Below are 24947 nucleotides of genomic sequence, written 5' to 3'. Positions count from 1 at the left end.
CCGACGACGAGAGCGGCGTGTCAGGTGGAGCTTTGGGGAGAGGGCCGTGCGGGGATGCCGTGGGGACGGCAGTGTCAGACGCCGAGAGCGGGGAGGATCACGGAGTCGACGTAATCGGAGAGGAACGCCTGGTCGACGGGGCGGTCCTCGACCAGTTGCCGGGCGGCGACGGCGCCGATCAGCATGTGCGGTACGTACTTCAGCGCCGGGTTGTCCTGGCGCAGTTCCCCGCGGTCCACCGCTCGGCGCAGCAGCGTGTCGAGACCGGTCATCTCCGGTTCGATGAGCAGCTCGCGCAGGGCCTGGAGGAGATCGGGGTTGTCGTGGACGGCATGGCTCAGACCCCGCATGAGCGCGGCGTCCTTCTCCATCTGACAGTCGTCGCTGCGGCCCAGGACGGCGTGGAAGTCACCGCGGAGCGAGCCGGTGTCGACCTGGCCGAGGTGCACGGGCTTGTTGTGCCGCAGCGCCGTGACGACGAGCTCGGGCTTGCTCCCCCACTGGCGGTAGAGGGTGGCCTTGCTGGAACGGGTGCGGGCGGCGACGGCGTCCATCGTGAGGGCGTCGTAGCCGACCTCGCGGAGCAGGTCGAGCACGGCGGCGTACAGCTCGCTCTCACGCTCGGGCGTGAGCCGTGTGCGTGCCATGGGTCGACCTCCTGTTCCTGAGCTCGCGCATCATTCGTACGTCAGTCAATCGAACGAAACTGTTTCGTACACATCGACGGTACCTCGCACGCCGAGCGAAACGAAATCGTTTCGCTTGTGTTCCGCACCACAAGTTGCCGCGTCCCCCTCGCCCGGAAAGCATGGGAAACGTGAGTGACGACGTCTCGTATCTCCGGTTCCCGCACCTCCACGAGGATCTGCTCTGCTTCGCAGCCGAGGACGATCTCTGGGTGGCCCCCCTCGCCCCCGAGGGCGAGACGCCGGGGCGCGCGTGGCGGGTGACCGTCGACCGCACCCGGGTGAGCCATCCGCGTTTCTCGCCCGGCGGCACCCGGATCGCCTACACCACGTGGCGCAGCCTCGACCCGGAGATCCATCTGGCCCCGGTCGACGGCGGCCCGGCCCGCCGGCTCACCTACTGGGGGTCGACCGACGCCCGCGTCTGCGGCTGGACCCCGCCCTGCGCGGACAGCGCGGCGCAGATCCTCGCCGTCTCCTCGCACCGGCAGCCGTTCTCGTACTTCTCCTGGGCCTACAGCGTGTCCACGGACGGCAGCCCCGGCGGCCGGCTCCCGTGGGGCCCGGTATCCGACATCGCGGTCGGCGAGATCGACGGCGAGCGCCGCACCCTGCTGCTCACCGGAAAGCCGCCGCACGAGCCGGCCGCCTGGAAGCGCTACCGGGGCGGCGCGATGGGGCGGCTGTGGCTGCACGGCGAGCGGCTGCTCGCGGACATCGGCGGGCACCTCGAGTCACCGATGTTCGTCGGGGGCCGCATCGCGTTCCTCTCCGACCACGAGGGCGTCGGCAACCTCTACTCCTGCCGCCCCGACGGCGGCGGTCTGCGCCGCCACACGGACCATGACGCGTTCTACGCCCGGCACGCCTCCAGCGACGGCCGCCGCGTCGTCTACCAGTGCGCGGGCGAGCTGTGGCTGGTCGACGACCTCCTGTCGCCCACCGCGGTCCCCCGGAAGCTGGAGGTCCGGCTCGGCGGGCCGCGCGCCGGCCGGCGCTCGTACCAGGTACCGGCCGCCACCAACGTCGACTCGCTCTCCGTGGACGAGACGGGCCGCGCCAGCGCCGTCTCCGTGCGCGGCAGCCTCTACTGGCTCACCCACCGCGACGGACCCGCCCGCACCATCACCGACACCCCCGGCGTCCGCGTCCGGCTGCCGGAGATGCTCGGCAGCGGCGGCAAGGTCGCGTACGTCACCGACGCGGACGGCGAGGACGCGATCGAGATCGCCTACCTGCCGCGCGCCAGCGGCGACCGCCCACCGCTCCGCCTCGCCTCCGGCCTGCTCGGCCGGGTCCAGGAACTCATCTCCGACCCGGACGGCGAACGGCTCGCCATCGCCTCGCACGACGGCCGGCTGCTCCTGCTGGAAACCGACGAGGAGACGTCCACCGGCGAGCCCACCGAACTGATCCGCTCCGTCAACGGCCCGGTCCGCGACCTGGCCTTCTCCCCGGACGGCGCCTGGCTGACCTGGTCGCACCCCGGCATCGGCCGCTCGCTGCGCAAGATCAAGCTCGCCCGCATCCTGGGCGCCGGCTCCCCCGTGATCGTCGACGTCACCAACGGCCGCTTCGAGGACGAGAACCCCGTCTTCACGGGCGACGGGCGCTATCTCGCCTTCCTCTCCTGGCGCGGCTTCGACCCGGTGTACGACGTCCACACCGGCGACCTCTCCTTCCCGCTCGGCTGCCGCCCGTACCTCGTCCCGCTGTCCTCCGCGACCCCGTCCCCCTTCGCCCTCCTGCCCGACGGCCGGCCGGCGGCGGGCGGCCTCGACCCTGTCGACACGGCCGAGGCCGGTGCGGCCGAGGGGTCCACGGTCACCGTCGAGTTCGAGGGCCTGGAGAGCCGGGTCACGCCGTTCCCGGTCTCCGCCTCCAAGTACTCGGCGCTGTCCCCGGTCAGCGGCGGCGGGCTGGTGTGGCTGCGCTGGCCGATCTCCGGCGCGCTCGGCGAGACGTTCGCCAACCCGGCGGACATGTCGGGCCGGCCGACACTGGAGCACTTCAACATCGCCAAGGCGAAGAAGACCGAGCTCGTCGACCACCTCGACTGGTTCGCCGTCAGCGGCGACGCGTCCCGCCTCGTCGTCATGGACGACGGCGAACTGCGCGCCGTCCCCGCCACCGAGCCCGGCGACAACGACTCCACGGTCTACCTCGATCTGCGTCGCATCCTGCACGAGGTCGACCCGGCGGCGGAGTGGCGGCAGGCGTACGACGAGGCGGGCCGCATCATCCGCTCCTACTTCTGGGAGCCGGACATGTGCGGCATCGACTGGCCGGCCGTCCTCGACCAGTACCGCCCCCTGGTCGAACGGGTCGCCACACCCGACGAGTTCGCCGACCTCCTGCGCGAGGTCCTGGGCGAACTGGGCACGTCCCACGCCTATGTCTCCCCCGCCCGCCGCAACGAGGGCCCGCCGCACTACCAGCGGGCGATCGGCCTGCTCGGTGTCAACTTCACCTGCCGTGACGGCGAATGGGTCATCGGCCGCATCCTGCCCGGCGACTCCTCGGACTCCAAGGCCCGCTCCCCGCTGGCCGGTACGGGCATCCGCGAGGGCGCGGTCCTCACCCACGTCGACGGCCGCCCGGTCGACCCGGTCGCCGGCCCCTACGCCCTCCTGTCCGCGGCGGGCGGCACCACGGTCGAGCTGACCTTCAGGCCCGCCGAGGGCGAGGGCCGCTCCCGCCGCGTCGCGATCATGCCCCTGGTGGACGAACGCCCGCTGCGCTACCAGGACTGGGTCGCCAAGCGCCGCGAGGTGGTCCGCGAACTGAGCGGCGGCCGCTGCGGCTACCTCCACATCCCCGACATGGGCGGCTCGGGCTGGGCCCAGTTCAACCGGGACCTGCGCCTGGAGGTCTCCCGCCCGGCCCTCATCGTCGACGTACGCGGCAACGCGGGCGGTCACATCAGCGAACTGGTCGTCGAGAAGCTCACCCGCACGATCCTCGGCTGGGACCTCACCCGCGACGCCCAGCCCGTCAGTTACGCCTCCAACGCCCCCCGCGGCCCGGTCGTCGCCCTGGCCGACGAGGCGACGTCCTCCGACGGCGACATGATCACAGCCGCGTTCCGCCTGCTGAAGCTCGGCCCCGTGGTCGGCCAGCGCACCTGGGGCGGCGTCGTCGGCATGACGGGCCGCCACCGCCTGGGCGACGGCACGGTGATCACGGTCCCGATGAACGCGGCCTGGTTCGACACGTACGGCTGGTCGGTGGAGAACCACGGCGTGGAACCGGACCTGGAGGCCCTGCGCACCCCCCTCGACTGGGCAGAGGGCCGCCACGCGGTGCTGGACGACGCGGTCCGGGTAGCCCTGGACCTCCTGGCGGCCCACCCACCGGCGACCCCGCCGACGTACGACACGGCCCCGGACAAGAGGCGGCCTCCGTTGCCGCCGCGGTAGGGGCGGGGCGGCGGCTTGCCCGGGACGCGGGTCAGGGCGTAGCCCACGTGCAAGGGTGATGGTCATGCCGCAGCTTGATCGTCACCTCCGGTCCCTCAGGTTCACACTCGGGCTTGCCCCCACGAACTTCACGGCATGCCTGGAGACAGGCGCCCCGGCTCTGTGGCACGCCTTGACGGCGGACAAGGTGACGCTCTGCGGTATCTCCAAGCGCCAAGTGACGGTCTATCGGGGTCTGTTCATCGCGAAGAGGTCCGGGACGTGCTCGGGCTGCCGGGCGAAGGCAGTCGACGCCTCGTCCTACAAGAAATAAGGACGGGCGTGGATGCAGCCCGTTGCATGGACCTGGTCACGGGGCCTCGAAGTAGGTCACGGTTAGCGCCGTGTCCCACCGAGCGGCGGCCAGGTCGTCGTGGCGGATCATGAATTTCGTGTAGTAGTCCTCGTAAATCCGTCCTTGATTGGCGAGCGGTATCCATTCGCTCGCCAGCCGGAGCGCGTCCTCGTCCAGATAGGGCAACACTTCTCCATTCGCGAGGGTCTTCGCTGTGACACTGCCGACCGTCGCCTCGTCATCGGCGTACCCACCAATGACGAGGTAGGCGCCGGACGACCAGAGGCCGTGGGCCAGCGACCGTAGTTCGTCCAGGTGAGGCAGTTCGCGCTCCATGTACCGGGCCAACTGCTGCTGGAAGGGCGACATGTCCTCCCACTCGAGATCCTCCCAGAACTCGTGCCAGTCCTCGTCCTCGCCCTCCTCCAGCCAAAGGGGCAGATCGGCCCTGAGCTCGGCACAGACGTCGATCCGCTCGTCGACGCACACGGAGCTGGGTGGTTCCGCGACCACGGTTTCGGTGCCGGCCGGTATATGCACGAGTCGCGCGTACTGCCCCGGATTGGCCCGCAATTCGCGGAAGTCCCTCTCTTGGTGAACGAAGAAGAGCAGCGTCCCGTCCACCGGCAGGTCGAAGCCGTCGACCCTCGGCAGCGCCCCACAATCGACGGAGAGGAGCAACGGCAACGGGATGTCCCCGGCAGACGGCCACTTCATGCCCACCGGCAGCCGCGGCAACCCACCGATGTGCCCGACCGGAGAACCATCGCCACGCCCTGACAGGCCGATCGCCAAGCGAAGGTGCTCACTGAACCTGCTGATCTCATCGTCCGGGATGCCCAGCTCAAGCGCTGCCCGACGAAACTGTCCTTGATGATCCATGCCCGAAAAGATAGGCCCCACCCAACTCAGCCTGGTTCCACGGGCCGGATGCCTGTGGATCCAGGCTGAGGAGCCGAGCAGCCCTCGGCGCGATGCCTGCACCCCCCACCCCCGACTCACCATGGAGCGTGCCGGTGTACACGCTCGCCGGGTGATCGACGCGGCCCTCTCCGCCCGGGTCTCGGGTCTCGGGGCTCGAGTGTCGGGATCCGAGGGCCGAGCTTCGAGCGTCGGGATTTGAGTCTCGAAGGCCTGTTCATTCTTTCGTGGGTACGCGGCGGGGGGCCCGGCCCGAGTCTCGAACCCCGGGATCCAAGCGTCGAGATTCGAGCGATGTCTGACAACCGGTAGGTAGAAGAAAGAGGTTGGGGAAACCTCCCCACCTCCCTGACCTGTGACGGCGAGCGAGTGTGACTATTTGTGACCGACTTGCGGCGCAGCGTCATGGCTGCTTACGGTGCCCCCAATGAAGCGACCCCGACACGGTGTTGAAAGCACCGGCCGGGGTCTCACCCCAAGATCGGAAGGAACGATCTCGTGGCTACCGAGAACTTTAGCTTCGCCCTGCCGACGCCCGTGGCTCCCTCCCCGAAGGCCCGGCCCGGGTACGGCAAGCGTTCCGTCCCGGACCAGCCCCCGCCCGGTCCCGATGACTTCGCGTTTCTGCCGGAGCGTGAGCGGTACATCGCCGGATACGTCGACACGTTGCCCGAGGGCGCGGCGATGAACATCAAGTCACTCGCCAAGTGCCAGCCCCTGTACGGGCAGATGGCCGTCGGCAGCGCGCTGCGGGCCCTGGGCGTGGCCGGACACCTGCGCCATGCACGGATTGCGGTCGGTGAGGGCGACCTGGTCCGCTGGGTCACCCTCACCTTCTGGTCGCGCACCGCCCGCGACAACGAATGGTGGAACACCTACCTCACCACCGAGGCCCGCCACCGCGTGACGCAGCCCGTCGTCGCCTCCGTCGTTACGTCCGCAGCGCCCCCGCCGCCGTGGGTCCCGGCCGAGCCCGAAGCTCCCGAAGCACCCCCGGCCGCGTCGGCCGTTCCGCAACAGCGCGCCACTTCGCCCGACTCCTCACCCGCGTACCTCGCCCTGACCCAACTCGGCCTCAAAGACAACCGCCTGGGGCTATCCGACGACGACTGCCGACAGTTGGAAGAGCTGGCCGCCGAGTGGTTCACCCGGGGTGTGGACGCCGACTACTTCATCCACACCCTCACCGCAGGGCTCCCGCCGGCCGTCGACTCACCCCGCGGCTTCGTCAAGAAGCGCCTCATCACCAAGCTCCCGCCCCGCCAACAAGCCACCCCGACACCTCCCGCACCAGGCGTCCCCGCGCCCCGCCTGATGATCGAATGCACCGACTGCGGCGCCCCCGGCAAAGCCGAAGCATTCCGCGACGGCCTCTGCGCCCCCTGCCGCCAACCCGCCCAGACACCGCCCACCGATCAGGCACCCGCCGACGGGCCCGGCATCGAGCGCGACATCCAGCTCCAGGTAAAGCGACTCCGCGAACAGCTCAAGCTGCGCTGACGGTCTCCCACGACCGCCCACGGCACCCGCGCCACCTGGGCCTCGTTGGCGCGCAGTTATAGCAAGCGACAAACCAAGTCGACGTAGATCAGCGCGGTACCCGATCATGCGTACATGCCCCTGCGAGAGACCCTTGCCCGAGCCGATGCAGACCTGGCCGCCGGCCGGGTTCCCGTCGCGCGCCAGCGACTGCGCGGTCTCATCTCGTCCTTCCCGCACGACCTGACGCTCCGATGTCGCCTGGCGGACGTGTACCGGCTCTACGGCGACGCCGCTGAGGCTGGACGCTGGATGTACCTCGAAGAGGACCGGAATGCCGACGAGACCGCCGCCTTCGAGACGCGGTATGGGTCTCCCGGGTGGCGGATGAAGGCCCTCGCCTGGCACGGCCCCGAAGCGAAGGCCGCCACCACCTTCGCGGAGGCGCAGCTGGTCGCGGTGCGGACCGCCTGCGCCGAGAAGTTGGGGCACCCCGTCGACTGGGACGACCCCGCCTCCTACCGGGACGACCTGGAAGGTGAGCACGAGGCGCCCTCCGAGCCGTGGACGGTCGGCGGTGTGCTGGCGGGCGCCGGTTGCCTGGTGGCGGCCCTTGCGTTCCTCGCGATCTGGGTGAATGGACTCGTTGCCCTCTTCGACTGACAGTGACGATGTGTGCGGTGGTTCTGCTGATGTGTCGGCACCCGCTTCGTCAACTGCTGCAGCAGCCCGCCCTCACCGGTCAGAAACGGACGGGCGCCAAGGGCATGTACACGTCGTGCTGCCACTTCGGCCACCGCTCCGAGCCGGTTGCCAGCACCGCACAGCGGACCAGATCGGCGGTGATCACGACCGGCCGCTTGTACTGATGAAAGTCCTGCCCGAGCGTGCCCCGCCGCACCAACCCAACCTCCGAAGTGTGAAGCCGCTCAGCACATACCGGGTCCGCCCGCCACCCCAATATCAAGCCGTCACGGGTGCACCTCAGAGCGGAGGTCCCAAGCCGCAACGGCGCATGCTCCGGAGTGTGATCCGGTGCGCCCTCCCTTGCCGACAACCCGTCGGTATCTACTCTCCGCATGACCGCACCCACCAGGCCGCGCGCCCCCGGATCCGCCCCGCAAGGGGTCAATCCGAGCCGTGCCCGACAGGCCGTACGCGACCTGTACGCCCGGCCCGCACTCGTCCCCGCGGACCTCAGCGCTCCCCTGCTCGTCCTGCCCGGCTCACCGCACCCGGGAAACGGCCTGCTGCCCGGCGCGGTGCCGCTGGGCGACGTCCCGCGGACCGTGGAGCGGTGGGCCCGGCTCGGGATCCTGGGTGTGAAGGTGTTCGCGTACGGACACGACCGCGACGCCAAGGGCTCCGCCGCCTGCGCCCCCGGCAACCGCATGGTCCGCGCCATCGCCGCGGTCAAGGACCGCGTCCCGGGCATGGCCCTGACGACCGAAGTGTGCGGTTGTTCCTGGACCGACCACGGCCAATGCGTCCTACGGGCCCCCGGCGGCGACATCGACCTGCCCTCGACCTTCCGCCTCATGAAGCGGATGGCCGTGCTCCACGCCGACGCCGGCGCCGACGTGGTGTCACCGACGGCGATGCTCGACGGCTCGGTCCGCGCCGTACGCACCGCACTGGACGAGGCCGGGCACCGGGACGTCGGGGTGAACCCCAACCTCGCCCTCCACACCACCCTGTACGGGCCGTTCAAGGAGCTGATGGGCACCGACCCCGCCGCCGGAAACCGTCGCGGCCTCCAGCTCGAACCCGCCCGCGCCGACCGCGACACGCTCGTCCAGGCCCACCGCTGGGTCGGCGAGGGCGCCGACTCGCTCACCCTCCAGCCGGTGATGACGGCCGTCGACGTCCTCACCCGGCTCCATGACAGCCAGCACGTCCCGATCGTCGCCTACTCGACATCGGGCGAATGGTCCGCCCTGCGCGCCCTCGGCACCGAAGGCGCGGCGGAGTACACAGCGATGCTCAAGCGGGCGGGTGCCGACAACGTCCTCACCTTCGCCGCCGAGCAGGTGGCCGCCTATCTGGAGGCAAGCCGTGGATGACAGCCCGTACTTCCGGCCCGCAGCGCTCGACGACATCCTGATGGACGCAGCCGAGCTCGGCTTCACCCTGTCCTGCGAGGACCGGACCGGCTCACTCCTCGCCACGCTCGCCGCGTCCAAGCCCGGCGGCCACCTCGCCGAACTCGGAACCGGTGTCGGCGCCGGGGCGGCCTGGCTGCTCCACGGCATGCGGCCCGACGCTCACCTGATCAGCGCCGAGACGGACACCGTCCGCCAGGCCATCGCCGCCAAACATCTCGGCCACGATCCCCGCGTCGCCTTCGAGACCGTAGATGCCGACACCTGGCTCGACACCTACAGCGGCCCGCCTCTCGCTCTCGCGTACGTCGACTGCCGGCCCGGGAAGTTCCACCGCCTCGACGACCTCCTCGACCTGCTGGAGCCGGGCGGACTGTACGTCGTCGACGACCTGCTGCCGCAACCCACATGGCCCAGCGACCACCAGCCGCGCGTCGCCGGATTCCTCGCGCAACTGCCCGCCCGCGCCAACTTGGTGGGTGCGGTGGTGACATGGGCATCGGGGCTCTTCGTCGGGGTCCGCACCTGACGGGCTATCGTGGACGGCATGGCCACTGCCCTGATCCGCATCGTGTCCCGTGATTCGCCCATGGCACTCGCCCAGGTGGAGCGCGTACGAGCCGAGCTGGGCGCGCTGCACCCCGGCATCCACACCGAGGTCGTCCCCGTCAAGACGACCGGCGACAAGTGGATGGGCGACCTCAGCGCCGTCGAGGGCAAAGGCGCGTTCACCAAGGAAGTCGACCAGGCGCTCCTCGCCGGTGAGGCCGACCTGGCCGTCCACTGCGTCAAGGACATCCCCGCCGACCGGCCGCTGCCCGCAGGCACGACGTTCGCCGCGTTCCTCAAGCGCGACGACATCCGCGACGCTCTCATCCACCCGGCCGGCCTCCCCCTCGACCAGCTCCCGCCCGGCACCCGGGTCGGCACTTCGTCCGTACGGCGCATCGCCCAGCTCGCCGCCTCGCACCCGCACCTGGTCTGCGTCCCGATGCGCGGCAACGCGAACCGGCGCCTGGAGAAGCTCGCGGCCGATGAGGCCGACGCGCTGCTCCTGGCCGCCTCCGGCCTGGAACGCATCGGCCGCACGGACGTGATCACCGAGGTCCTGTCGCCCGAGACGATGTGCCCGCCGATCGGCGCCGGCGTCCTGGCCCTCCAGTGCCGCGAGGGCGACAGCGACCTCATCGACCTCGTGAGCGAACTCGGCGACCCAGCCACCCACCGCGAGACGACGGCCGAGCGCATGTTCCTGCACGTCCTGCAGGGCCACTGCAACAGCCCCATCGCCGGGTACGCCCAGACGGAGGGCAACGGTGAACTCTCCCTGCGGGCCAAGGTGTTCACGCCCGACGGGAAGACCGTCCTCAACGCCCACGAGTGGGCCGGCCGCCTCGACCCCGCCACCCTCGGCACCTCGGTCGCCGTCGCCCTCCTGCGCCAGGGCGCGCGCGAACTGATCGACGGCATCGCCCACTGATTCACCGCCTCCGACGCGGAATCCCTGACCCCGGCCAGGGGCCGGCAGCTCGCACCACACGGTCTTGCCGTACGGCCCCTGCGTCACGCCCCACCGCAGCGCCAGCGCATCCACCAGCAGCAGTCCCCGACCGGACGTGTGGTCGGACGTGGCGGACCGAAGCGTCGGCCAAAGGGCGGGCGCGGGATCACTCAGCCCGACGTGGATGTGGCCCCTGCGTGTACCGCTGACTCGAAGCGTGACCTCCGTCCCCTCGCCGACGTGCGCGATCACGTTCGACAGCAACTCTCCGACGCACAACACCAGATCATCCGTGTCCGCGCCCGCGAACCACGCGCGCAGTATCCGCCGCGCCTCCGGTACTGCCTTCGGCACGGCGAGCAGGTCCACCATGAGCGGCAGCGCCGTCATCCTCCGGCCGCCGGACGCAGCGCCTCGGCCAGCCGGCGCGCGGTGGCCGCGTTGCAGTTGCCGAGCGCGATCAGCGGCGGCCGGGTCGTGCGCGCGGCAAGAGTGAGCGGATCGACGCCGAGCGAGGGGAGGGTGATGCCGTGCGCGATGAGTGCAGCGCGGAGGGCGTCGATCTCTGTGCGGATGTCGTACGTCTCGTGCTGTGGGTCGTCCATGAGGAGCCGCACACCTTTCGTTGCTGTCTGTGACGAACACCTCACACGTTGCCGCACCGGCCTCTACCGTGAAAAGAGATGCCCGCTCCACAGAGCACAGCGCGAAAGGCGGTCGGCAGAGTGGCCACACGCAAGGAGATCGACGGATCGGCGGGCGTTCCGCAGTTCTACGGGTAGGAGTTGCGCTTCAAGAGAGAGGAAGCGGGCCTGACCCTGGAGAGGCTGGCGGACGGCAGCTTCTTCGGCATCACGTACCTGAGCGAGATCGAGCACGGGCATCGGCGGATGCCGGTCGAGCTGGCGCAACACGTGGACCGGGTGCTGGGGACGGACGGGTTCTTCCAACGGCGTTGTGAAGATGTGCGGAAGGCCAGGCAGGGGGCCCATGCGGCGTATTTCGCCGGGGTCACGGAGGCCGAGACGCGGGCCCGGGCCATTAGCGAATGGTCCGGCACCCTGATCCCAGGTCTGCTACAGACCAGGACGTACGCCCAAGCCGTCGTTCGCTCCGCGCACTCACTGGACACACCGGAGGAAGTCGAGGCCAAGATCGACGGTCGACTACGACGTGCCGGACTGTTCGACGACCCGAAGAAGCCCGAGTACTGGGTGATCCTGCACGAGTCCCTGGTGGACCAGTCCATCGTCACGCCTGTGGAAATGGCGGAGCAGCTGGACCACATCGCCGCACTGGTGCAGCGCGGCCGCGTCGTTACACAGATTCTTCCGTGGAACGGGCCGACCCGTGCTCTCGCCGAGCTGCCCCTCTTCTTCATGGACTTTGATGACGAGCCACCGCTGCTCTACACAGAGGGCCCGTACCACGGCCAGACCATCGATGATCCAACTCTCGTGATGCGGTACCGCAAGGCCTACGATCGCCTGAGGGCCGCCGCGTTGCCGCCGGAGGCGTCCCTCACTCGGATCGAACGAGCGGCTGAGGAGTACCGGCATGGCCAGCACCCATCTTGATCTCAGCGCCGCTACCTGGCACAAGAGCAGCTACAGCAACGGCGATGGCGGCAACTGCCTCGAAGTGGCGCAGGACTTCGCCCGCTGGCGTAAGAGCAGCTACAGCAACGGCAGCGGCGCCGACTGCCTGGAGGTCGCCGACGACCACCCCGGCCTCGTCCCCGTCCGCGACTCCAAGCGCCCCCGCGGTCCCGTGCTCATCGTGAATGCCGCCGCCTGGGCGCCGTTCGTCGAGGCCGTCAAGGCGGGCTGACCCGAGCGACCGTATCGGGCAGGCTCAGGGCTCCCGACGGTCGATCCCGAACGCGTCGTCGAACAGGGCCACGGTCGCGGCCACATCCGCGACGAACCGGGTGACCTCCCGCTGCGCCTGCCCGGCCCGCTCCTCCGAGGCCGACGTCAGCGCGGCGGCCCGGCTGTCGAGTGCCGCTGCCCGCTGCTCCAGCCGCCCCCTGCCCCAGCCGGTACGGGCCCGGCCGGCCCGGCTCCGTAGCTCTACGGCCCGGCCGGGCAGGGCCGCCAGCTCGGAGGCGGCGGAATCCGCGCTGTTCACCGCGTTGACGGCCGCCGTCTGCGCCCGGTACAGGGTCGACCGCACCGGACCGACCGCCAGCAGGAACGCGTCGCTCCCGAGCTGGTGACCCTGCGCCCGGGAGTCGCGGGCGATCCGTACGTCCTGCTCGAAGGAGGTGATGTGCGGGTTGCGGTTGTTCTCGAACGTCAGCTTCGTCCGCAGGATCCGCCCGGCCAGCTCGATGTCGGGTGGAGTGGCGGCGACCGCGTCGGCGACCAGGTCCCAGTTCCGGGATCCGATCCGCAGGATCTCGGCGAACGTCCGGACGCCGCTCTCGTCCGCCAGCACCGCCGGATCGTAGCCCTGCCGCCGTATGTCGGCGATCGCCGCTTCCAAGAGCTCGGCCACGGACATCAAGGGCCTCCAGGGTGCAGCACGGGTGCGACGGACCGCGAGCCTATCGGCTCTGCGCCGCGTACGGCACCGGGCCCACGCCACCCCAACAGCCGATCAGCCAGCGTGACTTGCCGCGTCGCGTCGCGCCACTGAGGGCCCGCGAAGGGGCGCGCGAAAGGGCGCACCCGGAAAGATCCGGGCACGCCCTCAGTACGCAACGCTCAGAGCGCGACGTCAGCGGTCGAAGCGCTCCTGCACGTCGTCCGCCGCACCCTGGGCGCGGTCGCGACCCTGCTCGGAGGCCTGGCGGGCCCGGTCGGACGCGTCCTGGCGACGGTCCTGGCTCTGGCCCTGGCGCTGGTTGTCGCCCTTGGCGCCCTTCATCTTCTTCTGGCCCTGGTCGGCGAGGTCCTGCGCCTTGTCCTTGAACTGGTCGGCGATGCCCATGCTGTTCACTCCTATGTGGGTGCTTGGGGATGGCCCCGTCGGGGCCTCGACCAGACTTACACGACCGGACATTCAGCGCATTTCGATCACTTACGCTCCGTGTCCGATGCCCGGCGCGCCGCCCGTTCGTCCTGGTCAGCCGCACCTCCGGCGCCCACGAGCCCCTTGCCGACGCCCTCCAGACGGGGGCCGAAGCGCTTCATCTCCCGCTGGCCGACCGCGCCGATCAGGCTCGGCAGGTAGCCGCGTACCGACTGCATTCCGCGCAGCCACCACTGGGCGTACACATGCGCCGAGCGCCGCTCGATGCCGGCCACGATGCGGTCGACGGCCGGGCCCAGCGGGTACGTGCGGTTGGACGGCCACGGCAGCCGCTGACGCAGCTCACGCATCACGTCGTCCTCGTCCGCGCCGCGCACCATGTCGGTGTCGGTCCAGGAGAGGTAGCCGACGCCGACCTTCACGCCCCGGTAGCCGACCTCGGCCCGCAGGCTGTGCGCGAACGCCTCGACGCCCGACTTGGACGCGCAGTACGCGGTCATCATCGGCGCGGGCGTTATCGCGGCGAGCGAGGCGATCTGGAGGAAGTAGCCCCGGCTCTCCATCAGGACCGGCAGGAACGCCCGGCCGGTGACCGCGCCGCCGATCAGGTTGACCTCGATGACCCGGCGCCAGGCCACCGGATCGGAGTCGACGAACGGTCCGCCGGAGGCGACGCCCGCGTTGGCGACGACGATGTCGACCTTCCCGAAGCGCTCCTTGACCTCCTGCGCGACCCGCTCCATCGCCTCGTGGTCGGTGACGTCCGCGTGCCAGTGGTCGCTCTCCCCGTGCAGCCGCTCGGAGACCTTCTTCAGCTCGTCCGGCTCCAGGCCGACCAGCGCCAGCTTCGCCCCGCGCGCCGAGAGCTTGCGCGCCAGCAGCTCACCCACGCCGCGCGCCGCGCCTGTGACGACGACGACCTGTCCATCCAGACTGCGACTGCCGCTGCTCATACGACCTCCTCCTTGCCCGAGACGCCCTCGACGTCGGTCGTGCCCCGCACCGGGAGGTACGTGGTCACCAGTTCCCGGATCTTCGCCGTGACGATCTCCGGCGCCTCGACCGGCGTCATGTGGCCCATGCCCGTCAGCTCGGTGAGGCCGAGGCAGTCGGGCAGCGCTGCCGCGAGCACCCGGGCGTGGACGGGCGGGGTCAACCGGTCGTCCGTACCCGCGATCACCGCGGTGGGCACCCGCAACTCCCGTACGCCCTCGTCGAGATCGAGGTCCGCGAGCACGTGCCCCCAGGCGACCCGGGCCGCCCGCGGGCAGTCGTGCACGATCCGTGCGCAGGCGTCGACCCGGTCCGGGGCCGAACCCGCCCCCATCGTCCCGTACTTGAGGATCCGCCGGGAGACCGGTGTCACCGGTCCGAGCGGCGCCCGCGCCCCGAGGATCGCACGCGTCAACCGGGTCCGCACGGCGCCGGGCCGTATCGGCACGACGAGGGACTCAGCGAGCAGCCGGGAACTGCCCGTGCTGCACAGCAGGACGGCCGCCGCGTGCTCGCGCAGCCCGGGGCGCCGCGAGGCAGACATGATCGTCATGCCGCCCATGGAGTGCCCGGCCAGCACGGCCTTCTCGCCCGGGGCGAGCGTGGCGGCGAGGACCGCTTCGAGGTCGTCGGCCAGCGCGTCGGTGCTGTAGCCCGCGCGCCCCACCTTGGGAGAGGTGCCGTGGCCGCGCTGGTCATAGGCGATGACGCGGTGGTCCACGGCGAGGTCGCGTATCTGCGCGTCCCAGAAGCGGGTGTTGCAGGTCCAGCCGTGGGAGAGGACCACGGCGGGCGCGCCGTCCTGTCCGTGCACCTCGACGTGGATGCGGGAGCCGTCGGCGGAGACGGCCATCAGTTCCCGTACGGGAAGGAGCCGGCTCATCCCGCCACCTCCTCGGCGACGGCCTTCGCGGCCTGCTTCGCGTCCCGTTGTGCGGGGACGCGTACGACCTCGTACTCGGCGAGGTCGACGTTCCGCGTCGCTTTGCGGAACTCGGCGGTGGTGCCGGGCCAGACCGTGGTGTTGCGGCCGTTGGCATCCAGGTACCAGCTGGTGCAGCCGCCGGTGTTCCAGACCGTGCGCTTCATGCGCTCCTGGACACGGCGGTTCCAGGCGCCGACGGACGAGGGGCGCGCGTCGAGGGCGACGCGGCCGCCCAGCACGTTCAGCTGGCGCAGGTAGTCGGCCATGTAGTTCAGCTGGGACTCGATCATCAGGATCATGGACGAGTTGCCGAGCCCGGTGTTGGGGCCGATGATCGTCATCCAGTTGGGGAATCCGGCCGCGCTCGCGCCGCGCAGCGCCTGCATGCCGTCCTTCCAGGCTTCGGTGAGCGTGATGCCGTCCGCGCCCACCACCCGCTCCGCGATCGGCATGTCGGTGACGTGGAAGCCGGTCCCGAAGATGATCGCGTCGACCTCGGTCTCCGTACCGTCGGAGGCGACGACCGTGGAGCCGCGCACCTCGGCGAGGCCGGAGGCGACCACGTCGACGTTGGGCTGCGCGAGCGCCGGGTAGTAGGCGCTGGAGAGCAGGATGCGCTTGCAGCCGATGCGGTACGACGGAGTCAGCTTGGCCCGCAGCGCCGGGTCCTTGATCGCCCGGGCCATGTTGGCCTTGGCGATCCGCTCGACCAGGCCGAGCTGGTCCGGGTGCTTGGTGAAGGCGCTGACCTGCAACTCCCGTATGCCCCAGAGCAGTCCGCGGCGGGCGGTGCCGGTGACGGGGAGTGCGCGGTGCAGCCAGCGCTCGGCGCCGCTGATGGCGCGGTCCATGCGGGGCATGACCCACGGCGGGGTGCGCTGGAAGAGCGTCAGCTTGCCGACCTTGGGCTGGATCGAGGGCACGATCTGGATCGCGGAGGCGCCGGTGCCGATCATCGCGACGCGCTTGCCGGTCAGATCGGCGTCGTGGTCCCAGCGGGCGGAGTGGAAGACCTTGCCGGGGAAGTCGGCGAGCCCCGGTATGTCGGGCATCTTCGGGTCGGAGAGCGGTCCGGACGCGGAGACGACGACGTCGGCGAGCACCGTGGTGCCGTTCGCGCACTCGATGACCCAGTGCAGCTCGTCGTTGTCCCAGCGCATCACGGTCACCTCGTGGTTCAGCCTGAGATGCGGCCGCAGGCCGAAGGTGTCCGCGACATGCTCCAGGTAGGCGCGGATGTGCTCCTGCCCGGAGAAGGTGCGCGGCCACTCGGGGTTGGGCGCGAAGGAGAACGAGTAGAGGTGGGACGGTACGTCGCAGGCGCAGCCCGGATAGTTGTTGTCGCGCCAGGTTCCGCCGACCGAACCGGCCCGTTCCAGGACCACGAAGTCGGTGACGCCTTCGCGGCGCAGCCGCACGGCGGCCCCCAGACCCCCGAACCCGGATCCGATCACCGCCACGCGTACATGCTCGTGCTGGGCCATGCTGCCGCCTCCCGCGTAAACGTACGTGCCACGACTCTGCCAGCAATCACTGGCATTGTTGGGAGAGTAGAGCAGCTTCGTACCGATGGGTAGGGGTGCGGCGAGGGAAAGTTACCGGCAGTACAACCAGCGGCTCCGGTCACGGAGAGGCCGGTAGGGTGCGGGGGTGGCAGAAGGACGCGAACACCGCGAATACCGCATGGAGGAGCTGGCGAAGGAAGCCGGCATCCCCGTCCGGACCCTGCGTTTCTACCGGGAACGCGGCCTGATCTCGCCACCCCGGCGCGAGGGCCGCATCGCCTGGTACGACGACCACCACCTGGCCCGCCTGCGCACCATCACCGGCCTCCTGGAGCGCGGCCACACCCTCACCGGCATCGCCGACCTGGCCCGCACCTTCGACAGCGGCCGCGATGTCGCCGAGGTGCTGGGTCTGGGCGAACCGACCGAGGAGACCCCGGTCCGGCTCACACCGGAGCAACTGGCGGACTACTTCCAGGACGAGTCCACGCCGGAAAACCTGGCGACGGCCATGGAGCTGGGCTACCTCGGCACGGACGGCGACGAGATCGTGCACATCAGCCGCCGCCTCCTGGAGGTGTCGGCCGAGCTCGTACGCGAAGGGGTCCCGCTCGCCGAGGTGCTCGCCTCCGGCCGCCGCGTCCGCGAGCACGCGGACGCCCTGGCCGACCTCTTCGTCACCACCCTGCGCGCCCACAGCACCGAACCGGAACCACCCCAACTGCGCCCCCTGGCCCGCGCGGTGGTGGACGCGGAGCTCTCCATGGCCCTGGACCGGCGGTTGCGCCGCGAGGCGGACGCGCCGCAGTCGCCGGCGTAACAGCGCCTACCGCTCGTACACCACCGTCACCGGTGCGTGGTCGCTCCACCGCTCCCCATGCGTGGCGGCCCGCTCGACCAGGGCCTTCACGGCGCGTGCGGCGAGGCCGGGCGTCGCCACCTGGTAGTCGATGCGCCACCCCGTGTCCGTATCGAAGGCGCGCCCGCGGTAGGACCACCACGAGTACGGCCCCTCCACGTCCGGATGCATGGCGCGGACGACGTCGACGTACGCGGCCTCCTCGAAGACCCGCGTCAGCCATTCCCGCTCCTCGGGGAGGAAGCCGGAGCTCTTCCGGTTGGCCTTCCAGTTCTTGAGGTCGGCCTCCTGATGGGCGATGTTCCAGTCCCCGCACACCACGACCTCGCGGCCCTCGGCGGCGGCCCGCGCCTTCAGACCGACGAGGTAGGGCAGGAAGGCCGCCATGAAGCGCTCCTTCTCGTCCTGCCTCTCCGTGCCGACCTCGCCGGAGGGCAGGTACAGGCTCGCGACCGTGACACCCGGCAGGTCGATCTCGACATACCGGCCGCTCGCGTCGAACTCCTCGCATCCGGCGTCACCGAAGGCCCCGAACCCGATCTGTACGCGCTCCGGCGCCCGCCGGGAGTAGAGCGAGACCCCGGCGCGGCCCTTGGCGGCGGCCGGCGCGTGGACGGTGTGCCAGCCCTCGGGCTCACGTACCTCGTCGGGCAGCTGCTGCGGCTCGGCGCGTACCTCCTGGAGGCAGATCACATCGGCGTCGGTCTGCGCCAGCCACTCGACGAAGCCCTTCTTCGCGGCGGCGCGGAGACCGTTAACGTTTACGGAGGTAATTGTGTGCAAAACATGCTCCTGAAGCTCAGGGCGGAACGGGACTGCTTATGCGTCGGGCGTGGCCCACGGGTCAGGCTCCCACACCGGATGCACCTCAACGAGCGCCTCCCCGCCCTCAACCCTGGTGAGCGCGACGCGACGCACCAGCTGCCGGAGCAACGCGTTTTGCTCCGGCTCGGTCATGTCCTGCCAGGCGTCCGCCAGCGCGATAAGCAAGGGCTCATAGTCGCTGCGCGCGGGGGTCGCCTCCATTGTCGCCACGCGTTCCATGGCGGCCAGGTTCACGGCCTGCTGCTGGCGGATGCGGTCGCGGGCTGCCTCGTACTCGCCTGGGCCGAAATCGTCCGGGTCTACGGCCCGCTGCGTGCGGAGGTTCACAAGGCCGGCGCGCAGTTTCTCGGCCTCGACTTCCAGCCGGGCGCGCTCTCGCGCAGCGGCAATGCGCGGGTCGGCTTCGGCGGGGCGCTGGACGGGGATGCTGGGGGCGTCGTCTATGTCGTCCGCCACGTTGTCGCGGACCCACGCCCGGATCTTCTTGTTGATACGGCTGCGCATCGCCCATACGCCTGGGCATCCCTTGGTGCCGGTGATCCCGCGCCGGCCACACGATACGCAGTACCCCTGAACGTTGACGGCCTGGCCGTCGATGATGCGCTGCGCGGAGCCTACGGGTGCAGTACCGCGGCACCCGCTGCACCGGAGCAGGCCGGTTGTTGTGTAGATCGGGCGGCGGGCGCGGGGTGGGGTCTTCTTCATCTCTGTGCGGCGCCCGGTATAGAGCTGCCACAGTTCAAGGTCGATCAGTTCTTCCTGAGCGCCGGGAATGAAGAGGTGTGGCGCGGTGCATTTGCCGCGGTTCTCTGGGGGGCAACGGCATGCGGGGTCGTGGATGCGGAGCAGGCCCGCGCAGAATCCGCTGTCCATGTACCGGCTGAGGGTCTGTACGGTCCATAGGCCGCCGCGTACGGTGCGGTGTCCGGAGTCGTTCAGGCGGGCGACAAGGCTGTAAAACGCCTCGCCGTCGACATAGGCGCGGTAGGCGTCGGACATGACTGGTCCGGACTTGGGATCGGCCTTGTACGACTCCTCTTGAAGGCGCACGCCGGTGGGTGACGTGGGGTCGGGCACTCGGCGCGGTGTCCAGATGTAGCCGAACCGCCGCTTGCCGGTGGCGGGCAGGTGCAGTTTGTACCGGCGGTGGTCGTGGGTCTCTTTCCACTGTTCGCCGCGGACGTCGGATTCGTAGGCGGCGAACTCGAACAGGATGCCGCGCTGTAGGCGGCCGGTCGCGGTCCGGGCGTCGACTTCCTCCGTGGCGGATGCCAGCTGCCCGCCGGCGTCTTCGAGTCGCTTGAGGTTGATGGGCACACCGTCGCGGGTCCGGCCAAAGCGGCTGTACTTCCATACGACGATGCCGCGGGCCTCGCCTGCCTCGACTCGTTTGATGCCGCCCATGATCCGGCGCTTGAAGTTGCGGCCGGTCATGTCGAGGTCGACGATGAGCGGTTCCAGTAGGCGCCGGCCGGTGCGGGCTGCCCATGCTCGCAGGGCGGTTTCCTGTAGCTCTGGGCTGATCTTCTCTTCTTTCCAGGTGCTGACTCGGATGTAACCGAGCCAGGGCTCGCCGTCCTCTTCGGATGGCGAGCCCCGGAAGGTGGCGGGAACGGGTGTGGTCACGGTTCCTCCGGTGCGGCCGTGAGCAGGCCGCGGGATACGTGGGTGAGTGCGAGGGCGTATCCGGCGCGGTGGGCGTCGGTGAGCTGCTGGGGGGTCGGCTGCGTGCGCTGGGGGGATCGGTACGCGGTCAGGAGGGACGCGCAGAGTGCCAGTCCGGCCGCGACGGCGGTGGCGGTCGGCGTAATGGTCATGTAGCGCATGTGCCCTCCGTGGTGCTATCCGGCGTCGGTGCCGGACGGTTTCAGTGAGTCGACGACCCCGCGGAACACAGTTCGTTTGGTGGGGTCTGTGATGCCTAGTTCGTCTGCTGCCTCGTCTGCCGTCATTTGGCCGCGAGGTCGTTGGGTGGCGCCGAGTTCGTCGGGCTTGATGACGCCGGCCTCTACGAGGACCGTGCCGAGCCCTACGCCGAGTGCGTCGGCGATGCGTTCCAGGACGGTGATGTCTGTGGAGCCCTCGCCGCGCAGTATGCGGCTGATGGTGGCTGTGCTGACCTGCGCGGCCGAGGCGAACCGCTTCTGTCCGCCTCCGCGTGGGGTGAGGCTGTAGCCGCGGGCGAGCAGCTGATCATGCAGCCAGGCGGCGAACTCTTGGGGGGTGCGTCGTCTCATGAGTGAAACGTATCTCGCGTGAAACGACCGGGCCACACGGACGCACGAGATGGCCAGAAGTTGTACACAGAATTGCCACAGGGCCCCCCTCGGCGTGCAAATTTACTCGAACAGGTGACCGATCGTCTCTCTCGCGGCACGCGGAGTCAAGCGCTTCCGTTCGTGAAGAGACTGTAAACCCTGTTTCACACCACCTGCTTGACCTCCCTCCGCATCGTGTTACGTTTCTCTCGTGAAACATACGTTTCGCCGCCGAGAGGAACGCATCCATGGCTTACGACCGCTCACGCCTGCTGAACGCCGCCCACCAGCGCGGCGACCAGCACTGGACCGACCTGATCACCCGCCTCGGCGTCAGCCGCGCCACCGCGTATCGGCTGTGGACCGGACGCGGCGAGCCGAAAGCGACCATTGCCGCCGCTGTCGAGCGCGAATACGGCGTCACTGCCCGGCAGTTGGTCGAACGGACCGCCGCGTGAACGCCGCCGACACCATCCCCCGCGAACAGGCCATCGCTGGCGCCCGACGCGTTTTGGACACGGCCCTCGCCCGCATCGCCCGCGACCGCGCCGCCGGCCTTCTCGCCCCGGAAGCCGTTAGCCGCCTCCGGCTGGCCGAAGCCCGCTACTCCCGCCGCCACCCTCAGCCCGCCGCCGACCGCGCCGCCTGAAGGAAAGAAAAAGCCGCCCGGATGCGACCCGGACGGCCCGAACACGACACGTAGGAGACACGCACCGTGAACACCCCGCAGCCTACCGGCCCCCGGATTGAGACCGTCCCGTCCGCTTTCACCGCCGGGACCCGCGCCGCCCGCCGCCACCTCGCCCGTACCGGCGTCATCGCCCGCCAGCTCGACCAGATCGCCCCCGGAACCGCCGAGGCCCGCACGGTCCCCGTCACCATCGACGGCGAGCCCCGCACGTGGGTGACGCTGCTCAACCACCTGGGCCAGCCGATCGGCGACGCCGCCGCCCGCCGGGCCGCTATCGGCCTGCTCGACCGCGCATTCCCGGGCACCGACTGGTCGACCCCCCGGCGCTACGACATCCGCACCGGCCACCTCACCGAGGACGTGCCCATGTTCCCGGCCTCGCTGGGCATCAACACCGCGCTGGCCGCCCGATGATGCGCCCGGGCCTCAACGCCGCCGGTGACCGCGTCCGCCTGCCCGTAGGCGATGACCTGCTCGCCCCGCTGCTCGACGCGCTCGCCGTCGCCTACGCGGAGAACCCCGTCGAGGTGGGACACCTGCTCGGCGGACACGCCGCCCGAGTGCTGCGCCTGGACTACGCGCAGGCCGCCGACGACATGCCGGAGTACGAGCGATCGATCCGGGCCGCTGAGGCGTGCGGCTCCCGCGAGGCCCTGCTTGCCGAGCTGCCGGAGGACGTGTCCGCCGACCCGCTGCTGACCGCGGACGCCGCGATCACCGCCAGCACTCGCCTGCTCAAGCTCGCCGCCCACATCCGCCACACTCCCGACAGGAGCCCCCGCCCGTGACCGTCACCGCGCTGCACCCGGCAGCCCACACCGCCCCCGCCGAACCGATGCCGGCCGTGTTCCACGCGGCCGAGACGACCTACGAGCCCGCCCCGACTGGTACCCCTGCTGATGCTCCCCGGGTGTTCGCTGCAATCAACGGCGTGATGCGCGACGCCATGCCCGTGGGCAAGGACCAGACGAACACGCACCAGAACTACAAGTTCCGCGGCATTGACGACGTCATGTCTGCCATGGCTGGACCGATGCGGACGCACGGCGTGTTCATCCTGCCGAGCATCGCCGCCCAAAAGCAGGACCGGGACGGGAAGATCACGCGCACGCTGATCAAGATGCGGTACCGCATCTACGGGCCCGCGGGTGACTGCCTGGTCGCTGAGATCCCGGGCGAGGCGTTCGACACGGCCGACAAGTCCATGAACAAGGCGCAGGCCGCCGCACTGAAGTACCTCCTGTTCACCCTGTTCATGCTGCCGGTGGACGGCCGTTCCATCGACGATGGCGACCGCGACCACCCGCAGCCGACAGAACAGCACCGCGCCGAGCGCCAGCAGAACCGGCAGGGCCGCCAGCAGCGTGCCCAGCAGCGCCAGCAGCAGAGCGGGCAGGCCCGCCGCAGCGACCGGGCCGAGCCGGGCCCGTGGGAGCAGCAGCAGGCCCCGCAGCAGGCGACGCGACGCGACTACCTCGCAGAGGCTCACCGCGCCGACAACCCCCACCAGTTCGCCAAGATCCGGGCCGCCGCCGCCGAGAACGGCGCGCCGCCCGACTTCCTCGCCCGCCTCGACGCGGTCGCCGAGGAGAAGCGCCAGGCCGCCCAGCAGGCGACCCCCGCCCCGGGGAACGCGGCCGACGACGGCAGCCGGCACGACAACGACAACCACCGCGACGCCCTGAGCCCGGACGAGCAGGCCGCCATCGAGGCCGAACAGGCGCTGCGCCTCGCCGCCAGCCGCGCCAACCTCCCCACCCTGGACGCCGATTTCCAGATGGTCTACGGCATCCCGGTCGAGCAGGCCACCGCGCAGCAGCTCAACACGTTCCGCGAGCGCATCGAGATCGCCGCCGCCGGTGGTGCCCGGTGACCGCGCAGCAGACGGCCGAGCAGCCGTTGACGGAGATCGAGCAGCACCACTACGACACGATCACCGAGCGGATCGGCATGAACCGCCTCGCCGCCGAGGAGGCCGCCGCAAAGGCCGAGGAGGCCCCGGTGCCGGCCGCGACCGCGCCGACCGTGCCGGACCCGACCGCGATCCGCGACGCCGTCACCCACCAGGCCGTGTTGGGCGCCCTGCTCGACGAGGTCAAGGCCGCGTACGCCGAGGCCCGGACCGATGCCGAGTACCTGCTCACCCAGCAGTACAAGGCGACCGGCTCGACGAAGGTCGACGCGATGCTGCCGGACGGCACGAAGGTGGGATCGATCACCCGCACCCCTGGTGAGACCGCGGCGAAGGTCATCGACGAGGACGCGTTCCGGGCGTGGGTCCGCGACACGTACCCGACCGAACACGTCGTCGAGGCGATCCCCATGCGGATTGTGGCCAAGGTGCAGCCCGGGTTCGCCGCGAAGTTGCTCGCCGAGATGACCGCGGCCGGTCGTGCGCAGATCGCCGACCCGACCACGGGCGAGATTCACGACGTGCCTGGCGTCGCCATCGCTCCGGCCCGGGCCGCGTCCACCCGAATCACGTACGGGCGGAAGTCCAAGGGGCAGCCGCTCACGGGCCGCGAGCTGGTCGCCATCGCGTGGCGAACCACTGACCTCCCCGCCCGCATTCTTCCGGCCCTCGCCCCTGCCGCGCTCACCGCCGCCGAGGCCGAGCCCGCCGCCCAGTAACCGCCGTACGGGCCGCCCCACCGCCGGGGCGGCCCCCGCGAGGAGACCTATCCCATGCGAATCACCCTCATGACCCCCGACGAGCGCGCTGAGCTCGCCGACCTGCTCGGCCAGCAGAACCCCGCCGCGCCCGAGCTGGTCACCTCGACCACCCGCGCCGCACTGCTCGCCAACGCCTACCCCGCCGGGCCGGTAGCGAACAGCCGAGCCCGCACCACGCTGCTCGCCACCCCGGCCGTCGCCGCCCGCCTGCTCGCCGCCGAGCAGGAACTCACCACCACCCGCGACACCCTCGCCCGCATCCTCGCCGCACAGGAGGCAGGGGACTACTACAGCCCGGACGACGTGCTGCACGAGCTGGACCAGGCCGGTATCCACCTGCGCGCCGATGTCGAGGCCGCCGGGAACGCGGCCGACGCCGAGGCCGCGAAGGAGGCGCAGCGATGACCAGAGCCAACGAGACCACACCTTGGTACCGCGCCGCCGCCTGCAACGGCATGGAACTGAACGACTTCTTCCCCGACCGGCACGACAGGTTCGCAGTCGCCGACGCCAAGGCACTCTGCCGGGCCTGCCCCGTCCGCTTCGACTGCCTCGATGACGCTCTCGCGGAGGAGAACGGCCGGAACGTCAACGGCCGATTCGGTATCCGTGGCGGGTGCGACCCAACCGAGCGGCACCGCGAGTACCGCCGCCGCCGCGATATCGCCAAGCGGGCCGCTGCCGCCGCCCAGGCCGCCGCGTGACACCGCGCGCCCGCCTCGACCGGGCCCGCCAACTGCTCGAGACCCCACCGCCCCCGCCCGTCCCCGGGCAACTGGCCGTCGATGCCCCGCCGGTCG

The 24947-nt window shown here is 70.5% G+C and carries 29 protein-coding genes and 1 pseudogene; 17 read left to right on the top strand and 13 right to left on the bottom strand.

Annotated features, from left to right (window positions below; all coding sequences use genetic code 11):
* Nucleotides 1-74 precede the first annotated feature (74 nt).
* The gene (locus ABTX18_RS21340; protein ID WP_352124286.1) at nt 75-647 is read right to left on the bottom strand and encodes a TetR/AcrR family transcriptional regulator; all 573 of its coding nucleotides are present in this window, start codon (nt 645-647) and stop codon (nt 75-77) included.
* 170 nt (nt 648-817) lie between these two features.
* On the opposite strand from ABTX18_RS21340, the gene ABTX18_RS21335 reads away from it, so the two are divergent.
* Complete coding sequence (locus ABTX18_RS21335) at nt 818-4105, top strand: S41 family peptidase (RefSeq protein ID WP_352124285.1); 3288 nt, start codon at nt 818-820, stop codon at nt 4103-4105.
* Between the two features lie 349 nt (nt 4106-4454).
* Here the strand turns inward: ABTX18_RS21335 and ABTX18_RS21330 are convergent, their stop codons facing one another.
* Nucleotides 4455-5321 carry a DUF1963 domain-containing protein gene (locus tag ABTX18_RS21330; RefSeq protein WP_352124284.1) on the bottom strand — a complete coding sequence of 289 codons (867 nt, stop codon included), beginning with the start codon at nt 5319-5321 and terminating at the stop codon, nt 4455-4457.
* A gap of 537 nt (nt 5322-5858) precedes the next feature.
* On the opposite strand from ABTX18_RS21330, the gene ABTX18_RS21325 reads away from it, so the two are divergent.
* The 5 genes from ABTX18_RS21325 (at nt 5859) to hemC (ending at nt 10421) form a co-directional block, all read left to right on the top strand.
* The gene (locus tag ABTX18_RS21325; protein ID WP_352124283.1) at nt 5859-6860 is read left to right on the top strand and encodes a MarR family transcriptional regulator; all 1002 of its coding nucleotides are present in this window, start codon (nt 5859-5861) and stop codon (nt 6858-6860) included.
* Between the two features lie 114 nt (nt 6861-6974).
* Entirely contained in the window at nt 6975-7502 is a 528-nt protein-coding gene (locus ABTX18_RS21320) for a DUF6584 family protein (protein WP_352124282.1), read from the top strand.
* A 416-nt stretch (nt 7503-7918) separates the two neighbouring features.
* Complete coding sequence (locus tag ABTX18_RS21315; protein ID WP_352124281.1) at nt 7919-8902, top strand: porphobilinogen synthase; 984 nt, start codon at nt 7919-7921, stop codon at nt 8900-8902.
* Nucleotides 8895-9470 carry an O-methyltransferase gene (locus ABTX18_RS21310; protein WP_352124280.1) on the top strand — a complete coding sequence of 192 codons (576 nt, stop codon included), beginning with the start codon at nt 8895-8897 and terminating at the stop codon, nt 9468-9470. Before ABTX18_RS21315 ends, ABTX18_RS21310 begins: the two co-directional genes overlap by 8 nt.
* Nucleotides 9471-9488: 18 nt before the next feature.
* Complete coding sequence (hemC, locus tag ABTX18_RS21305; protein ID WP_352124279.1) at nt 9489-10421, top strand: hydroxymethylbilane synthase; 933 nt, start codon at nt 9489-9491, stop codon at nt 10419-10421.
* A 66-nt stretch (nt 10422-10487) separates the two neighbouring features.
* Here hemC and ABTX18_RS21300 read toward each other — a convergent pair.
* Both ABTX18_RS21300 and ABTX18_RS21295 read right to left on the bottom strand, forming a co-directional pair.
* Nucleotides 10488-10814 (bottom strand): annotated as a pseudogene (locus ABTX18_RS21300) (ATP-binding protein); the annotation flags it as partial.
* A gap of 14 nt (nt 10815-10828) precedes the next feature.
* Nucleotides 10829-11047, bottom strand: coding sequence for a hypothetical protein (locus ABTX18_RS21295; protein WP_352124278.1), 219 nt, complete (start codon nt 11045-11047; stop codon nt 10829-10831).
* Nucleotides 11048-11227: 180 nt separating this feature from the next.
* On the opposite strand from ABTX18_RS21295, the gene ABTX18_RS21290 reads away from it, so the two are divergent.
* Both ABTX18_RS21290 and ABTX18_RS21285 read left to right on the top strand, forming a co-directional pair.
* Nucleotides 11228-12019 (top strand): helix-turn-helix domain-containing protein, encoded by a 792-nt coding sequence (locus ABTX18_RS21290; protein ID WP_352124277.1) that lies wholly within the window; start codon nt 11228-11230, stop codon nt 12017-12019.
* A complete protein-coding gene (locus ABTX18_RS21285) occupies nt 12000-12272 on the top strand; it encodes a DUF397 domain-containing protein (RefSeq protein ID WP_352124276.1) in 273 nt (90 codons plus the stop codon). Before ABTX18_RS21290 ends, ABTX18_RS21285 begins: the two co-directional genes overlap by 20 nt.
* A gap of 24 nt (nt 12273-12296) precedes the next feature.
* Here the strand turns inward: ABTX18_RS21285 and ABTX18_RS21280 are convergent, their stop codons facing one another.
* The 5 genes from ABTX18_RS21280 to ABTX18_RS21260 all read right to left on the bottom strand — a co-directional run bounded on the left by ABTX18_RS21280 (nt 12297) and on the right by ABTX18_RS21260 (nt 16820).
* On the bottom strand, nt 12297-12947 hold the full coding sequence (locus ABTX18_RS21280; protein ID WP_352124275.1) for a hypothetical protein: 651 nt from the start codon (nt 12945-12947) through the stop codon (nt 12297-12299).
* A 216-nt stretch (nt 12948-13163) separates the two neighbouring features.
* Complete coding sequence (locus tag ABTX18_RS21275; protein ID WP_352124274.1) at nt 13164-13376, bottom strand: hypothetical protein; 213 nt, start codon at nt 13374-13376, stop codon at nt 13164-13166.
* An 86-nt stretch (nt 13377-13462) separates the two neighbouring features.
* Nucleotides 13463-14371 carry an SDR family oxidoreductase gene (locus tag ABTX18_RS21270; protein WP_352124273.1) on the bottom strand — a complete coding sequence of 303 codons (909 nt, stop codon included), beginning with the start codon at nt 14369-14371 and terminating at the stop codon, nt 13463-13465.
* Nucleotides 14368-15294 (bottom strand): alpha/beta fold hydrolase, encoded by a 927-nt coding sequence (locus tag ABTX18_RS21265; RefSeq protein ID WP_352124272.1) that lies wholly within the window; start codon nt 15292-15294, stop codon nt 14368-14370. Before ABTX18_RS21265 ends, ABTX18_RS21270 begins: the two co-directional genes overlap by 4 nt.
* Entirely contained in the window at nt 15291-16820 is a 1530-nt protein-coding gene (locus tag ABTX18_RS21260) for a flavin-containing monooxygenase (RefSeq protein WP_352124271.1), read from the bottom strand. The genes ABTX18_RS21265 and ABTX18_RS21260 overlap by 4 nt, the downstream gene beginning before the upstream one ends.
* Nucleotides 16821-17019: 199 nt before the next feature.
* On the opposite strand from ABTX18_RS21260, the gene ABTX18_RS21255 reads away from it, so the two are divergent.
* On the top strand, nt 17020-17661 hold the full coding sequence (locus tag ABTX18_RS21255) for a MerR family transcriptional regulator (RefSeq protein WP_352124456.1): 642 nt from the start codon (nt 17020-17022) through the stop codon (nt 17659-17661).
* A 6-nt stretch (nt 17662-17667) separates the two neighbouring features.
* On the opposite strand, the gene ABTX18_RS21250 is transcribed toward ABTX18_RS21255, so the two are convergent.
* The 4 genes from ABTX18_RS21250 to ABTX18_RS21235 are packed head-to-tail and all read right to left on the bottom strand — an operon-like array spanning nt 17668 to nt 20762.
* Entirely contained in the window at nt 17668-18483 is an 816-nt protein-coding gene (locus ABTX18_RS21250) for an exodeoxyribonuclease III (RefSeq protein WP_352124270.1), read from the bottom strand.
* Between the two features lie 36 nt (nt 18484-18519).
* A complete protein-coding gene (locus tag ABTX18_RS21245) occupies nt 18520-20151 on the bottom strand; it encodes a recombinase family protein (RefSeq protein ID WP_352124269.1) in 1632 nt (543 codons plus the stop codon).
* Entirely contained in the window at nt 20148-20351 is a 204-nt protein-coding gene (locus tag ABTX18_RS21240; RefSeq protein ID WP_352124268.1) for a hypothetical protein, read from the bottom strand. Before ABTX18_RS21240 ends, ABTX18_RS21245 begins: the two co-directional genes overlap by 4 nt.
* Nucleotides 20352-20366: 15 nt before the next feature.
* Complete coding sequence (locus ABTX18_RS21235; RefSeq protein WP_352124267.1) at nt 20367-20762, bottom strand: helix-turn-helix domain-containing protein; 396 nt, start codon at nt 20760-20762, stop codon at nt 20367-20369.
* A 269-nt stretch (nt 20763-21031) separates the two neighbouring features.
* On the opposite strand from ABTX18_RS21235, the gene ABTX18_RS21230 reads away from it, so the two are divergent.
* The 8 genes from ABTX18_RS21230 to ABTX18_RS21195 all read left to right on the top strand — a co-directional run bounded on the left by ABTX18_RS21230 (nt 21032) and on the right by ABTX18_RS21195 (nt 24851).
* Nucleotides 21032-21241: an XRE family transcriptional regulator gene (locus ABTX18_RS21230; RefSeq protein WP_352124266.1), complete on the top strand. Its 210-nt coding sequence runs from the start codon at nt 21032-21034 to the stop codon at nt 21239-21241.
* A complete protein-coding gene (locus ABTX18_RS21225; RefSeq protein WP_352124265.1) occupies nt 21238-21432 on the top strand; it encodes a hypothetical protein in 195 nt (64 codons plus the stop codon). The genes ABTX18_RS21230 and ABTX18_RS21225 overlap by 4 nt, the downstream gene beginning before the upstream one ends.
* A gap of 66 nt (nt 21433-21498) precedes the next feature.
* A complete protein-coding gene (locus ABTX18_RS21220) occupies nt 21499-21888 on the top strand; it encodes a hypothetical protein (protein WP_352124264.1) in 390 nt (129 codons plus the stop codon).
* A complete protein-coding gene (locus tag ABTX18_RS21215; protein ID WP_352124263.1) occupies nt 21885-22262 on the top strand; it encodes a hypothetical protein in 378 nt (125 codons plus the stop codon). Before ABTX18_RS21220 ends, ABTX18_RS21215 begins: the two co-directional genes overlap by 4 nt.
* Nucleotides 22259-23347: an ERF family protein gene (locus ABTX18_RS21210; protein WP_352124262.1), complete on the top strand. Its 1089-nt coding sequence runs from the start codon at nt 22259-22261 to the stop codon at nt 23345-23347. Before ABTX18_RS21215 ends, ABTX18_RS21210 begins: the two co-directional genes overlap by 4 nt.
* Nucleotides 23344-24105, top strand: a complete 762-nt coding sequence (locus ABTX18_RS21205; protein WP_352124261.1) for a hypothetical protein — start codon at nt 23344-23346, stop codon at nt 24103-24105. Before ABTX18_RS21210 ends, ABTX18_RS21205 begins: the two co-directional genes overlap by 4 nt.
* 54 nt (nt 24106-24159) lie before the next feature.
* Nucleotides 24160-24552: a hypothetical protein gene (locus tag ABTX18_RS21200; protein WP_352124260.1), complete on the top strand. Its 393-nt coding sequence runs from the start codon at nt 24160-24162 to the stop codon at nt 24550-24552.
* Nucleotides 24549-24851: a WhiB family transcriptional regulator gene (locus tag ABTX18_RS21195; RefSeq protein WP_352124259.1), complete on the top strand. Its 303-nt coding sequence runs from the start codon at nt 24549-24551 to the stop codon at nt 24849-24851. Before ABTX18_RS21200 ends, ABTX18_RS21195 begins: the two co-directional genes overlap by 4 nt.
* The last annotated feature ends 96 nt before the right edge of the window (nt 24852-24947 follow it).

It is taken from the genome of Streptomyces sp. NPDC096323 (assembly GCF_040302845.1).
Classification (GTDB): Bacteria; Actinomycetota; Actinomycetes; order Streptomycetales; family Streptomycetaceae; genus Streptomyces.
This window is presented reverse-complemented; position numbering and strand designations above follow the sequence as displayed.